Below are 13224 nucleotides of genomic sequence, written 5' to 3' on the forward strand. Positions count from 1 at the left end.
ACGCCGAAGTTCAGCGCGCAGGCGTCGGCAGGATGTCGCCGTCCGGTCATCGACGTCGGGCGGTCTCGCCCGCATCGATTTCGCGGACGTCGACGAATTCTGGGGCCATTTTCGCCGGACCAACTTCCGGACATGATGAAGGGCGCTTTCGAGCGCCCTCCTTTTTTCTCGCAGGGTCAGGGTTAAACAGGGGGACTGCATGCACAATGAGACCAAGCGCCGTTTGCGTCGCGCGCTGATCGCGGCCACCGCCGCGCTGGCCTTCGCCGCGCCGGCGGTCGCCAAGGATGTGGTGATCCACGCAGGCACGCTGATCGACGGCGCCTCGGCGACGCCGAAGACGCGGGTTTCGATCCTGATCAAGGATGATCGCATCACCGGCGTGCAGAACGGCTTCGTCACCCCCGCCGGTGCCGAGGTGATCGACCTCTCGCAGGCAACGGTGCTGCCCGGCCTGATCGAGACCCACGACCATATTTCCTCGTCCGGCGACCGCCGCCCGCTCAACCGCTTCACCCAGACCGAGGGCGACGCGGTGATCTCCGCCATGCTCAACGCGCGCCGTGAGATCGAACTGGGCTTCACCACCGTGCGCGACGTCGGCTCGGGCCCGCTGACCGCGCCCGCGCTGATCCGCGCGATCAATTCGGGCAAGATCGTCGGCCCGCGGCTGTGGACCGCGCTCGAGGCGCTCGGACCCACCGGCGGCCATTCCGATCGTGCCAACGGCGTCCGCCCCGACATCAGCTTCGCGGGCCGCGACGCCGCGATCATCGACGGGCCGGAGGAAGCCAGGATCAAGGTCCGCGAGCATCGCCGCCGCGGTGCGACCGTCATCAAGATCATGCCCAGCGGCGGCGTCGGTTCGATCGGTGACGATCCGCACCACATGACGATGGCCGACGACGAGATGAAGTCGGTGATCGATACCGCGCACGAACTGGGCCTGAAGGTCGCGGCGCACGCACACGGCAAGAAGGCGATCGACCATGTCATCATGGCCGGCGTCGATTCGATCGAGCACGGCACCTATGCCGATGCCGAGAGCTACAAGCTGATGAAGGAGCATGGCACCTTCCTCGTGCCGACCCTGCTCGTCGCCGACGCGATCTACCAGACCGCGATCAAGACCCCCGAACTGCTGCCGCCGACGGTCGCCGAAAAGGCGATCGCGGTGACGCCGACGATGATCGGCAATGCCGGTCGCGCCTATCGCGCCGGCGTGAAGATCGCCTTCGGCACCGATCAGGGCGCCACCTCCAACCGCAACAAGGGTGAGGAATTCGCGCTGCTGGTGAAGGCCGGGCTGACGCCGATGGACGCGATCTTCGCCGCCACCCGCAACGCCGCCGAACTGATCGGCACGCCCGAGGATATCGGCTCGGTGCAGGCCGGCCGTTATGCGGACATCGTCGCGGTCGAGGGCGATCCGATCGCCGACATCACCGAACTGCAGCGCGTGCGCTTCGTGATGAAGGGCGGCGAGGTGCTCAAGAAGGATGGGGCGATGCAGCGCTGATCGACCGGCGCTGCCCTTTCACCCCCCTTTTCGATCTTGCGGAGTTCCCCATGAACGCCAGGCGCACGCTTCTCTCGACCGCTTTCTCGTTCGTTCTGGCCGCCGCGGCGGCATCGCCCGCCGTCGCCAGGGATGTCGTCATCCATGCCGGCACCCTGATCGATGCCGTGTCCAAGGCACCGCGCAGCAAGGTTTCGATCGTCATCAAGGATGATCGGATCGTTGCGGTCGAACCCGGCTTCGTCACCCCCACCGGCGCGCAGGTGATCGATCTTTCGACCGCCACCGTGCTGCCGGGCTTCATCGACACCCACGACCATATCTCGATGGGCCGCGACTGGGGCGTGCTCGCGCGCTTCACCCAGAGCGATGGCGACGGCACGATCACCGCCGCGCTCAACGCTCGGCGCGAGATCGAAATGGGCTTCACCGCGGTCCGCGACGTCGGGTCGGGCCCGATCGAGGCACCCGCGCTGATCCGCGCGATCAACGCCGGCAAGCTGATCGGCCCGCGCATCTGGACCGCGCTCGAGCCGCTGGCGGCGACCGGCGGCCATTCGGACGCGGCCAACGGCATGCGGCCCGGCATCACGTTCGCCGGTCGCGACGCCGCGATCGTCGACGGCGCGATCGACGGCCGGGTGAAGGTGCGCGAGCATCAGCGCCGCGGCGCCACCGTCATCAAGATCATGCCGAGCGGCGGCGTCGCCTCGATCGGCGACGATCCCAACCACATGACGATGACCGACGAGGAGATGAAGAGCGTCATCGACACCGCGCATGAGCTGGGGATGACGGTTGCCGCGCACGCGCATGGCAAGAAGGCGATCGACCATGTCGTCGCCGCGGGCGTCGATTCGGTCGATCACGGCACCTATTCGGATGCCGAGAGCTACCGGCTGATGAAGGTGCATGGCACCTTCCTCGTGCCGACATTGCTCGTCGCCGACTGGATCTATCAGGTCGCGGTGAAGGCGCCGGACAAGCTGCCGCCGACGGTCGCCGAAAAGGCGATCGCGGTGACGCCGACGATGATCGGCAATGCCGGCCGTGCCTATCGCGCCGGCGTGAAGATCGCCTTCGGCACCGACGTCGCCGGTTCGTTCGATCGCAACAAGGCGGAGGAATTCGCGCTGCTGGTGAAGGCGGGGCTGACGCCGATGGACGCGATCCTCACCGCCACGCGCAACGCCGCCGATCTGCTGCACGCCGCCGACGATATCGGCTCGATCCAGGCCGGCCGCTACGCGGACATCGTCGCGGTGCAGGGCAATCCGCTCAGCGACATCACCGAATTGCAGCGCGTGCAGTTCGTGATGAAGGGCGGCGATGTGGTGAAGCAGGGCGGCGTGCTCGCGCCCTGGACGAGCAAATAGGGGTCGGCTTGAGCAAGAAGGGGTATCGCATGGGTTTCAGGAAATTGCTCGGACTGGGAACGCTTGCGGCGTTCTCCGGCGCGGCGCTGCCGCTTCCCGCACTGGCCCAGGCGGCCCCCGCTTCGGGGCGGCCCGAGATCAAGTTCACCACGACCGACGCCTTCTCGATGGCGGACATCCCGGCCTACAAGGGCGACAACAGGGATATCTACGCCCACATCGAGAAGAACAAGGCGGCGCACATCGCCAATCTGCAGCGCTGGGTTCGGCAACGCTCGATCAGCGCGCAGAATGACGGCGTGCGCGAGATGGCCGAACTGGCCGCCGCCGACTTCCGCAAGATCGGTTTCCAGGAGGTGGAGGTCGTCCCCACCGGCGGCCACCCCGGCGTGTTCGCGTATTACAATGCCGGCGCGAAGAAGACGCTCGTCGTCTACATGATGCTCGACGTCCAGCCGGTCGAGCCCGAGGACTGGAAGGTGCCGCCGTTCGAGGGTGCGATCGTCGAGGATCATCCGCTCGGCCGCGTGCTGATGGCGCGCGGCGCAACCAACACCAAGGGCCCCGAGCGGGCCTTCCTCAACACGATCGAATCGATCATCGCGGTGCGCGGCAAGCTGCCGGTGAACCTGATGATCGTCGCGGAGAGCGAGGAGGAACTCGGCTCCCCGCATTATCCGGAGATCATCGCCAAATATGCCGACCGGCTGAAAGCCGCGGCGGGATCGATCTATCCGGGCGGCGGCCAGTCGCCCGCGGACGGCGCCGTGTCGATGCAGCTCGGCAACAAGGGCATCCTCTATGTCGAGCTGGAAGCGAAGGGCAACCCGACCACCGGCGGCCCGCAGAAGGCGGAGATCCACAGCTCGTGGAAAGCGACCACCGATGCCCCCGCATGGCGGCTGACGCAGGCACTGGCGACGCTGACGTCGCCGGACGGCAACACGATCAATATTCCCGGCTATTACGACAGGATCCGCCAGCCGAGCGAGGAAGAGCAGCGCCTGTTCAACGGCACGCTCGCGGGGTGGGAGAAGCGCCAGCTTACCGTCCGCAAGGGCTTCAGCATCGATCATTGGTATGACGGGATGGAAGCGCGCCAGTCGCTGTCGCGCTATCTGTTCGATACCACGCTGAACATCGACGGCATTGCGACCGGCTATGACGGGCCGGGAATGAAGACCATCCTGCCGCACCGCGCCTATGCCAAGCTCGATTCCCGGCTGGTGCCGGATCAGACGCCGGACGAGATGCTGGCGCTGATGCGCAAGCATCTCGACGCGAAGGGCTTCGCCGACATCGAAATCCGCAAGCTGAGCGGCTATCCCGCCTCGCAGACCTCGGTCAGCGCGCCGCTCGTCCGCGCGGTGCTGGGCACCTACAACAAATATGGGCTGACGGTGGACGTCTCGCCGCGTTCGGGCGGCAGCCGGCCCTCCTACGTCTTCACCCAGACCTTGGGACTGCCGGACGTCACGCTGGCGATCGGCCATGGCGCCGACGCGCACGCGCCCAACGAATATCTCGTCATCGATCCCAAGCCGGGCTCGAAGATCTTCAGCCTGACCCAGATGGAGGGTTTCTACGCCGACGTGCTCTACGCGCTGGCGGCGACCAAGTGAGTGCCTGCCCGCGCCGGGAGCGGGGCGGGCCAGTGTTTCCCCAAGAGGATGACGTCATGACCACCAAGAGTTTGGGCAAAAGTTTCGGCAAGGCGTTCGGACGCCAGGCGATGTTCGCGGTCACCACCGCGATCGCATTCGGCGCTGCTTCGGCCGCGCATGCGAAGGATGTGGTGATCCACGCCGGCACCCTGATCGACGGCACCTCCACCGCCACGCGCAGCAAGGTCTCGATCATCGTCAAGGATGAACGGATCGTCGGCGTGCAGGACGGGTTCGTGACGCCCGCCGGCGCCGAGGTGATCGACCTGTCGGGCGCGACCGTGCTGCCCGGCATGATCGACATGCACAACCACGTCACCGGCGGCGGCTCGCGCGATCGGCTGCGGGGCACGGTCGAGCAGGCGGCCTACCAGTCGAGCTGGAACGTCAATGCCATCCTCAACGCCGGCTTCACCAGCGTGCGCGATGTCGGCGGCGCGACCGAACTGGTCGTGGCGCTGCGCGATTCGATCAATTCGGGCTTGATCCCCGGCCCGCGCCTGACCGTCTCGGGCAACGGCCTCAGCCCCACGGGCGGCCACGGCGATCCCACCAACCATATGGACCCCCGCTGGCAGCGCACCAACGACTGGAAGCTGGGCGTCGTCGATGGCCCGGTCAGCGCGATCCGCGCGGTGCGCGAACTGCACAAGCGCGGCGCCAACCTGATCAAGATCGCGGCCTCCGGCGGTGTCGCCAGCCCCGGCGACGATCCCGCGTTGCAGCTTCTCAACGACGAGGAACTCAAAGCCATCGTCGAAACCGCGCATTCGCTGGGCATGAAGGTCGCCAGCCACGCGCATGGCAAGGCCGGCATCGACGCTGCGGTGAAGGCCGGCGTCGATTCGATCGAGCATGGCACCTATGCCGATGCCGAGAGCTACAGGCTGATGAAGGAACGCGGCACCTATATGGTGCCGACGCTGTTCGCCGGCCAGGAAATCTACGACGTCGCCGTCTCGACGCCGGACAAGCTGCCGCCGACGGTGGCCGACAAGGCGATCTCGGTGACGCCGAAGATGCGCAAGAACGCAATCAACGCCTATCGCGCTGGCGTGAAGATGGCGATGGGCACCGACCAGCTCGGCTGGCGCCCGCATGGCGAGAACGCCAGGGAGCTGGAATATATGGTCGCCGTCGGCATCAAGCCGATCGACGCGATCCTGATGACGACCCGCAACGCCGCCGACCTGCTCGGCAAGTCCGGCGATGTCGGTTCGATCCAGGCCGGCCGCTTCGCGGACATCGTCGCGGTGGATGGCGATCCCACGCAGGACATCAAGCTGCTCCAGAGCGTCAGGTTCGTGATGAAGGGCGGCAAGGTCTACAAGGCGGATGGCAAGCCGCTGCCGCTCGACTGAGGCGCGGACGGCATTCCCGTCCCCTCGTCACCACGCACATCACAAAGGGTTTGAAGCCATGAAGAAGCGTTTCACGACGGCGGCACTCGCGCTCGGCGCGCTGCTGTCCACCACTGCGCCGGCGCTCGCCAAGGACGTCGTCATCCATGCCGGCACCCTGATCGACGGCATCTCCACCACGCCGCGCACGCAGGTGTCGATCGTCATCAAGGACGACAAGATCGTCGGCATCGAGAAGGGTTTCGTCACGCCCGCGGGCGCCGAAGTGGTCGATCTGGCGGGCAGCGTCGTGCTGCCGGGCCTGATCGACATGCACGACCATGTCAGCGGCGGCGGCTCGCGGCGCGACAAGCTGCGCGGCACGCCCGAGCAGCAGGCGTTCCAGGCGACCTGGAACGTCCGCCAGATCCTCAACGGCGGCTTCACCACCGTGCGCGACGTCGGCGGCAATATGGAGGTGATGGCGGGCCTCAAGAACGCGATCAACGCCGGCCTCATCCCGGGGCCGCGGCTGTGGATCTCGGGCCCGGCGATCAGCCCCACCGGCGGCCATTCCGATCCCAGCAATGGTATCGATCCGCGCTGGGAGCGCACCGACGACTGGAAGATGACCGTCGTCGACGGACCGGTCGAGGCGATGAAGGCCGTGCGTGAACTGCACAAGCGCGGCGCCGATCACATCAAGATCCACTCCAGCGGCGGCGTCGCCAGCGTCGGCGACGACCCCAACCTGCAGCTCCTGCGCGACGATGAGCTCAAGGCGATCGTCGATACCGCGCATTCGCTCAACATGAAGGTCGCCAGCCACGCGCACGGCAAGGCCGGGATCGAGGCGGCGGTGCGCGCGGGCGTCGATTCGATCGAGCATGGCACCTATTCGGATGCCGCGACCTACAAGCTGATGAAGGAACGCGGCACCTACATGGTTCCGACTCTGTTCGCCGGCAAGGAGATCTACGACGTCGCGGTGACCACGCCGGACAAGCTGCCGCCGACGGTTGCGGACAAGGCGATCGCGGTCACGCCGACGATGGTCCACAACGCGGTCGGCGCCTGGAAGGCCGGCGTGAAGGTGGCGCTCGGCACCGACCAGCTCGGCTGGCGCCCGCACGGCGAGAACGCCAAGGAGCTCGAATATATGGTCGCCGCCGGCATCCCGCCGATGGACGCCATCCTCGCCGGCACACGCAACGCCGCCGATCTGCTGGGCCGTTCCAACGAGGTCGGTTCGGTCCAGCCCGGCCGCTATGCCGATATCATCGCGGTGACCGGCGATCCCACCAGGGACATCACGATCCTGCAGAAGGTGCAGTTCGTGATGAAGGGCGGCAAGGTCTACAAGCAGGACGGCAAGCCGCTCGCCTTCAACTGATGACGGACTTCCCCTCCCGCTTGCGGGAGGGGAGAGGGGGAGGGCGTGTCACTCTTTGGCGGACCCGGCACGTCCTCCCCAAAATGATTGCCGCACGCGTCCCGCCTCAAACGTGAAACCCCCGCCGCCGCACGATCGATTTCAGCGACACGATCGAATTGACGTGCGCGATGCTGCGGATGGCGGTCAGCCGGCGCAGCACATGCTGATAATGGTCGAGATCGCGCACCACCACGCGCAGCAGGTAATCGGTGCTGCCGGTGGTCATGAAGCAGCTGATGACTTCGGGGAAGTCGTTGATCTCGCGCTCGAACTCACCCAGCATCTCGTCGGACTGGCGCTCCAGCGTCAGCATCACGAAGATGCTGAGCGACCCCGCCATCCGCTTTTCGTCGAGGATCGCGGCATAGCCCTCGATATAGCCGTCGCGCTCCAGCCGGCGCACGCGTCTCAGCGTCGGCGTCAGGGAAAGGCCGATGCCGTCCGCCAGGTCGCGCCAGCTGATCCGGCCGTCCGCCGCCAGCATCTGCAGGATCTTTCCGTCATAGGTATCGAGCTCGGCGCCTTGTTCCATCGTGGCGGGACGGAGCCGTTCCATGCCGGTCAACTCCCGGTGGCGAGGCTGGTGTCGTCCAGGCGGTAGAATATGCCACCGCGGTCTGCCTTCACCAGCCGCAGCGTTCCCTTGAGCACCAGCGGGCCATCGGTCACGCGCACCGGCGCGCTGGTGCGGACGTCGATGAAATGCGTCGGCCCCATCGCCATGTGGAACAGGCAATCGGGCTGATACTGGAACAGGATGAAGCGGCTCTGCTCGGCCTTGCCCTCTTCGGTCGGCATCATGAAGCCGGCGACGGTCACGCTCCTGTTGTCAAACGCGGCGGCTTCTGCCGAGAATTGCGGCTTGAGATACGTCCGCTGGGTGGCCGCGTCATGCCACTCCACGGCGTGGCTGCTTTCCAGTACGTCCCACGAAAGTCCGCCCTCGGGCGTCGGCGCGGTGATGCCATCGTCATGTGCGTGCGCCTGCGGAATGCCGGCCAGCATGGCGGCGGCAAATAGCGCGGTGATCGTGCGACCCTTCATCTTTTCCTGCTGCTCCGTCCTTGAATCGCAAGGTGCCGCGCCGCACCCCCCAATCGGCGACAGGGCGCTCGGCAGACAGGCAGCATGAGCGAGTTTCAGGGCATTGGGAAGATCGATTGCGCCAAAAATCACACATCATTTGGCGCGGCCGACGCAAATATGCGCCGGCCGGAGATGGTTATGCCTGTTTTCAGCGGATCATGTCGGCGGCAGGCACATAGGGCAGGTCGAGATCGCGCGCGACCGCCTCATAGGTGACATGGCCGTTGCAGACGTTGAGGCCCGCCAGCAGGTGCGGGTCGCGCGCCAGCGCAGCCTTCCAGCCGAGATCGGCGATGCGCAGCGCATGCGGCAGGGTCACGTTGTTGAGCGCATAGGTGCTGGTACGCGCGACGGCGCCGGGCATGTTGGCGACGCAATAATGGACGATGCCGTCGATGATGTAGGTCGGCTCGGCATGCGTGGTCGCGCGGCTGGTTTCGAAGCAGCCGCCCTGGTCGATCGCGACGTCGACGAGCACCGCGCCCTTCTTCATCGTCTTGAGCATGTCGGCGGTGACGAGCTTGGGGGCGGCGGCGCCCGGAATCAGCACGCCGCCGATTACCAGATCCGCTTCGGCCACCGCCGCGGCGAGGTTGGCGCGGTTGGAGAAGCGCGTCTTGGCACGCGCCTCGAAATAAATGCCCAGCCGCTCCAGTACCTCGGGCGAACGATCGAGGATGGTCACGTCTGCGCCCATGCCGGCGGCCATCTGTGCGGCGTTGAAGCCGACCACGCCGCCGCCGATGATCGCGACCTTCGCGGGCAGCACGCCCGGCACGCCGCCCAGCAGCACGCCGCGGCCGCCATGGGCCTTCTCCAGCGCGGTCGCGCCGGCCTGGATCGAGAGGCGGCCGGCGACCTGGCTCATCGGCTTGAGGAGCGGGAGGCCGCCCGAGGCGTCGGTCACGGTCTCATAGGCGATGCACACCGCCTTGGAGGCGATCAGGTCGCGGGTCTGCTCGGGGTCGGGCGCGAGGTGGAGATAGGTATAGAGGATCTGGCCCTCGCGCAGCATCGCGCGTTCGGCGGGCTGCGGTTCCTTCACCTTCACGATCATCTCGGCGCGCGCGAAGATCTCGGCGGCGGTCGCGACGATCGTCGCGCCGGCGGCGCGATAGGCGTCGTCACCCGAGCCGATGCCGTCACCCACGCCGGTTTCGGCCAGAACGTCGTGGCCATGTGCGACCAGTTCGGTGACGCTCTCGGGCGTCAGGCCGACGCGATATTCGTGATTCTTGATTTCCCGTACGGTGCCGACGATCATCGAAGCTCTCCCCTGCAAAGGTCGCGACAGTGTATCGCGGTTTGCGCGCAATTTTCTCCCTGATATGGCGCTGCCAAGCTGATCGGGCGGGATTCCATCCCGGTTTCGATCAAATGATGGGATGGAGCAAAAATGGACAAGGCCGATCGGATCCTGCTTGAGGCGTTGCAGGCCGACTCACGGCGACCCATCGTCGAACTGGCCGAATATGCCGGATTGTCGAGTTCGGCGTGCCATCGTCACATCCGGATGCTGGAAAGCGAAGGCTATATCGAGGGGTATGGCGCGCGGCTCGATCCGGAGCGGCTGGGCCTCGGCCTCCACGCGCTGGTCGAAATCTCGCTGACCCGCCAGAGCCGCGAGGCGATGGACGCGTTCGAGGAGGCCGTCGGCCGGTTCGACGATATCCTGTCCTGCGATCTCACCTCGGGCGCGGCCGACTATGTGATCCGCGTCGCCGCACCGGACCTAGCCGCGTTCGACGACATCCACCGCAACTGCCTCGCCCAGCTACCCGGCGTGTCGGCGATGCGGACCAGCTTCGTCATCCGCCAGATCAAGCCATGGCGCGGCTATCCGGTGCCGGAGCGCTGAGTCAGGCGCCGACCAGCGTCGCGAGACGGGCGGAAAGCACGGCAGGGTCGCCCTTCACCAGCAATTGCTTCGATCGCGCGGTCGTGCCCGACAGCAGGCTTGTATCGCGGCGTGGCACGTCGAGCGCCTTGGCGAGCAGGGCGATCACGGCGGTGTTGGCGCTGCCGTCGACCGGGGCGGCGGTGATGCGGACGCGCAGTTCGGGGCGGCCCGCCGCATCCGCTGCCACGCCCTCGATCGCGTCGCGCGATGCGCGCGGCGTCACCCGCACGGCGATGCGCAGGCCCTCCGCGTGCGGCGTCGCGGGCAGCATCACCCGATCGCGGCGGTGACGGCCTTGCGCCAGCCGGCGAGGCGGGTGTCGCGCAGCGTCGCGTTCGCCGCGGGTTGGAATTCGTCGACGGCCCCGCGCATCGTCGCTGCCTCGTCGAGCTTGCCGAACAGCCCGCAGCCGAGCCCGGCGAGCATCGCCGCGCCCACCGCGGTGGTCTCGATGAAGGCGGGCCGCTCGACCGGCACGTCGAGCATGTCGGCCAGATCCTGCGCGATCCAGTCGTTGGCGGCCATGCCGCCGTCGATCCGCAAGGTCGTCCAGTCGAAGCCATCGGCGGCGAAGGCAGCCTTGAGGTCGTAGGTCTGGTGCGCCATCGACTCCAGCGCGGCGCGCACGACATGCGCGCGGCTGGTCGCGAAGCCGAGCCCGGCGATCACGCCCTGCGCGCCCGGTTCCCAATGGGGCGCGCCCAGCCCCGACAGCGCGGGCACGAGGTAACAGCCGCCATTGTCGGTGACGGATCGCGCCAGCCCCTCGGTCTCGGCGGCGCTTTCGATCAGCTTCAGGCTGTCGCGCAGCCATTTGACGAGGCTGCCGGCGACGAACACCGACCCTTCCAGCGCATAGCTGCGCGCGCCGCCAAGCTGCCAGGCGACGGTGCCGAGCAGACGGTGGCGCGAGCGCGGCAACGTCGTGCCGGTGTGGGTCAAAACGAAGGCGCCGGTGCCATAGGTCGCCTTGGTGTCGCCGGGCGTCAGGCAGCGCTGGCCGATCGAGGCGGCCTGCTGGTCGCCCGCAAGCCCGCAGATCGGGATCGCGCGGCCGAACAATTCGGGCAGCGTCTCGCCGAAGCGGCCGGCGGAATCGACGATCTCGGGCAGCAGCCGGCGCGGCACGCGGAAGAGGTCGCACAGTCCGTCGTCCCAGCCGCCGCTGCCGATCGCCATCAGCGCGGTGCGCGAAGCGTTGGTGGCGTCGCTGATGTGGAGCCCGCCGGTCAGCCGGTGGACGAGATAGGACTCGACGGTGCCGATCGCGAGCCGGGTGCCTGCCTCGCGCAGTTGCGGCCAATGCTCCAGCGCCCAGCCGATCTTGCTGCCGGAGAAATAGGGATCCAGCAGCAGCCCGCTCAGCGCCCGCACCCCCGGTTCCTCGCCATCCTCCTTCAGGCGGCGGCAGATATCGGCGGTGCGGCGATCCTGCCAGACGATCGCCGGCGCAAGCGGCTCGCCGGTCTCGCGATCCCAGAACACCACCGTTTCGCGCTGGTTGGTGATGCCGATCGCGGCGATGCCATCCGCGTCGCCCGCTTGGGCGATCACCGCGCGGCAGGTTTCCAGCACCTTGTCCCAGATTTCGGCGGCGTCATGCTCGACGAGGCCGGGGCCGGGATAGCCCTGCGTCAGTTCCGCCTGTGCGCTCGCCAGAACGTTGCCCGATGCGTCGAACAGCATCGCACGGGTCGAGGTGGTGCCTTCGTCGATGACGAGGACGCGGTCGGCCATGGGCATCGTCGGCGCCAGGTCAGCGGCTGACCGCGAGCGCGGGCTGCCGGGTCTCGTCCGCTCCGCGCGGCAGACGGCCGCCGGAGAGGATGTCGCCGATGGAGGCAGGCAGGCGCCGCAGGATGATCGCGAGGAACAGCGTGAAGACCAGCACAAGCGCAGGCTGGAGCGTGAGATACGCCGGGTAGAGCGGCGCACCCAGAGCGCCGGTGAACTGCCCGATCAGCGGGCCGCCCAGCCACAGCACCACGAGGTGCGAGCAGAACAGCAGGAACATATAGGGTTCCAGCCGCCAGAAGATCGGCGAGAAGCGCGAGTCCGCGAGGCGCCATGCCGCCTGCCAGAAGGCGAGCGCGCCGGCGAAGCGCAGCACCAGATCGACGGCTGCCATCGACAGGGGCAGCGTGCCGAGTACGATCGGCCCTTCCAGCACCGTCCACAGCTTCACGCCGCCCAGCAACAGGAAGGCGGGCAGGACCAGCAACGGCGAGATCTGCGCGAGCTTCGGGCCGATCTTGGCGCGGCGCACGCCGATGCCGATCAGGAAGAACAACAGGATCGGCGGCCGCAGGAAGAGGATTGTGCGCCATTCGGTGAGGATCCATGCGAGCACAAGCGCTGCCGCGATCCCGAGCATCCAGCCGCGCGCGCGGACGAGCAGGGGGGCGGCCAGCATGCACAGGAACAGATCGCGCAGGAACGGCATCTGCACATTGATGTCGTTGGCGCGGGTGAGCGCGAACAGTTCGTCCGCGAACCATTGCGCGTCGCGCGGCACCGGCACCTGCATGCCGGCGAGCGTACCGATGGTGGGGATCGTGAGAATCGCGATCGCATTCCATGCGACCATCGGCGCCACGATCGCGCGCGCCTTGCCGCCGACGAAGCGGCCATAGCTGCGCTTCATCGCGGAGCCGACGACGAGATAGCCTGAAATCACGCTGAGCAGCGGCACCGACGACCGGCCGAGCAATTCGACCAGAACCGCGCGATAAACCGACTGGGTGCCGTGGCTCAGCGCCTTGGATTGATCGAGCGTCAGCCCCGTCCAGCTATGCACATAGACGATGCCGAGGATGCAGATAACCCGCGCAACCTTGATCGCGGTTTCGGTGCGGATCGCATCCGCGTTGCGCGCCACGGACGTGCCGGTCATCGCCCGCAACC

Annotated in this window: 12 protein-coding genes; 6 read left to right on the forward strand and 6 right to left on the reverse strand. The window is 67.2% G+C overall.

The window, feature by feature from the left end; all coding sequences use genetic code 11:
• Positions 1–199 precede the first annotated feature (199 nt).
• From NX02_RS06805 to NX02_RS06825, 5 genes are read left to right on the forward strand one after another with little or no spacing between them, the layout of a single operon-like run.
• On the forward strand, positions 200–1519 hold the full coding sequence (locus tag NX02_RS06805) for a metal-dependent hydrolase family protein (RefSeq protein WP_025291442.1): 1320 nt from the start codon (positions 200–202) through the stop codon (positions 1517–1519).
• Between the two features lie 50 nt (positions 1520–1569).
• Positions 1570–2895 carry a metal-dependent hydrolase family protein gene (locus NX02_RS06810; RefSeq protein WP_025291443.1) on the forward strand — a complete coding sequence of 442 codons (1326 nt, stop codon included), beginning with the start codon at positions 1570–1572 and terminating at the stop codon, positions 2893–2895.
• 29 nt (positions 2896–2924) lie between these two features.
• On the forward strand, positions 2925–4517 hold the full coding sequence (locus tag NX02_RS06815) for a M20/M25/M40 family metallo-hydrolase (RefSeq protein ID WP_025291444.1): 1593 nt from the start codon (positions 2925–2927) through the stop codon (positions 4515–4517).
• Positions 4518–4573: 56 nt separating this feature from the next.
• Complete coding sequence (locus NX02_RS06820) at positions 4574–5920, forward strand: metal-dependent hydrolase family protein (RefSeq protein WP_025291445.1); 1347 nt, start codon at positions 4574–4576, stop codon at positions 5918–5920.
• Positions 5921–5978: 58 nt separating this feature from the next.
• Positions 5979–7292, forward strand: coding sequence for a metal-dependent hydrolase family protein (locus tag NX02_RS06825; RefSeq protein ID WP_025291446.1), 1314 nt, complete (start codon positions 5979–5981; stop codon positions 7290–7292).
• A 106-nt stretch (positions 7293–7398) separates the two neighbouring features.
• Here NX02_RS06825 and NX02_RS06830 read toward each other — a convergent pair whose 3' ends face one another.
• The 3 genes from NX02_RS06830 to ald form a co-directional block, all read right to left on the reverse strand.
• Positions 7399–7890: an Lrp/AsnC family transcriptional regulator gene (locus NX02_RS06830; protein ID WP_245648788.1), complete on the reverse strand. Its 492-nt coding sequence runs from the start codon at positions 7888–7890 to the stop codon at positions 7399–7401.
• A 5-nt stretch (positions 7891–7895) separates the two neighbouring features.
• The gene (locus NX02_RS30615; RefSeq protein ID WP_025291448.1) at positions 7896–8378 is read right to left on the reverse strand and encodes a hypothetical protein; all 483 of its coding nucleotides are present in this window, start codon (positions 8376–8378) and stop codon (positions 7896–7898) included.
• A 190-nt stretch (positions 8379–8568) separates the two neighbouring features.
• The gene (gene ald, locus NX02_RS06840) at positions 8569–9684 is read right to left on the reverse strand and encodes an alanine dehydrogenase (RefSeq protein WP_025291449.1); all 1116 of its coding nucleotides are present in this window, start codon (positions 9682–9684) and stop codon (positions 8569–8571) included.
• 132 nt (positions 9685–9816) lie between these two features.
• Here ald and NX02_RS06845 point away from each other — a divergent pair, with 132 nt between their 5' ends.
• Positions 9817–10278 carry an Lrp/AsnC family transcriptional regulator gene (locus NX02_RS06845; RefSeq protein WP_025291450.1) on the forward strand — a complete coding sequence of 154 codons (462 nt, stop codon included), beginning with the start codon at positions 9817–9819 and terminating at the stop codon, positions 10276–10278.
• A gap of 1 nt (position 10279) precedes the next feature.
• Here the strand turns inward: NX02_RS06845 and NX02_RS06850 are convergent, their stop codons facing one another.
• Genes NX02_RS06850 through NX02_RS06860 form a run of 3 tightly spaced genes read right to left on the reverse strand, consistent with a single transcriptional unit; the run spans position 10280 to position 13213 of the window.
• Positions 10280–10591: a DUF167 family protein gene (locus NX02_RS06850; RefSeq protein ID WP_039996454.1), complete on the reverse strand. Its 312-nt coding sequence runs from the start codon at positions 10589–10591 to the stop codon at positions 10280–10282.
• The gene (locus tag NX02_RS06855; RefSeq protein WP_025291452.1) at positions 10591–12057 is read right to left on the reverse strand and encodes an FGGY family carbohydrate kinase; all 1467 of its coding nucleotides are present in this window, start codon (positions 12055–12057) and stop codon (positions 10591–10593) included. Before NX02_RS06855 ends, NX02_RS06850 begins: the two co-directional genes overlap by 1 nt.
• Before the next feature lie 19 nt (positions 12058–12076).
• Positions 12077–13213, reverse strand: coding sequence for an acyltransferase family protein (locus NX02_RS06860; RefSeq protein WP_025291453.1), 1137 nt, complete (start codon positions 13211–13213; stop codon positions 12077–12079).
• Positions 13214–13224 lie beyond the last annotated feature (11 nt).

It is taken from the genome of Sphingomonas sanxanigenens DSM 19645 = NX02 (assembly GCF_000512205.2).
In the GTDB taxonomy this organism is placed as follows: Bacteria; Pseudomonadota; Alphaproteobacteria; order Sphingomonadales; family Sphingomonadaceae; genus Sphingomonas_D; species Sphingomonas_D sanxanigenens.

Bases quoted from the DNA above. Each gene is read 5' to 3' on its own strand.
- NX02_RS06805 (WP_025291442.1), top strand. From the start codon at position 200: ATGCACAATGAGACCAAGCGCCGTTTGCGTCGCGCGCTGATCGCGGCC.
- NX02_RS06810 (WP_025291443.1), top strand. From the start codon at position 1,570: ATGAACGCCAGGCGCACGCTTCTCTCGACCGCTTTCTCGTTCGTTCTG.
- NX02_RS06815 (WP_025291444.1), top strand. From the start codon at position 2,925: ATGGGTTTCAGGAAATTGCTCGGACTGGGAACGCTTGCGGCGTTCTCC.
- NX02_RS06820 (WP_025291445.1), top strand. From the start codon at position 4,574: ATGACCACCAAGAGTTTGGGCAAAAGTTTCGGCAAGGCGTTCGGACGC.
- NX02_RS06825 (WP_025291446.1), top strand. From the start codon at position 5,979: ATGAAGAAGCGTTTCACGACGGCGGCACTCGCGCTCGGCGCGCTGCTG.
- NX02_RS06830 (WP_245648788.1), bottom strand. From the start codon at position 7,890: ATGGAACGGCTCCGTCCCGCCACGATGGAACAAGGCGCCGAGCTCGAT.
- NX02_RS30615 (WP_025291448.1), bottom strand. From the start codon at position 8,378: ATGAAGGGTCGCACGATCACCGCGCTATTTGCCGCCGCCATGCTGGCC.
- ald (WP_025291449.1), bottom strand. From the start codon at position 9,684: ATGATCGTCGGCACCGTACGGGAAATCAAGAATCACGAATATCGCGTC.
- NX02_RS06845 (WP_025291450.1), top strand. From the start codon at position 9,817: ATGGACAAGGCCGATCGGATCCTGCTTGAGGCGTTGCAGGCCGACTCA.
- NX02_RS06850 (WP_039996454.1), bottom strand. From the start codon at position 10,591: ATGCTGCCCGCGACGCCGCACGCGGAGGGCCTGCGCATCGCCGTGCGG.
- NX02_RS06855 (WP_025291452.1), bottom strand. From the start codon at position 12,057: ATGGCCGACCGCGTCCTCGTCATCGACGAAGGCACCACCTCGACCCGT.
- NX02_RS06860 (WP_025291453.1), bottom strand. From the start codon at position 13,213: ATGACCGGCACGTCCGTGGCGCGCAACGCGGATGCGATCCGCACCGAA.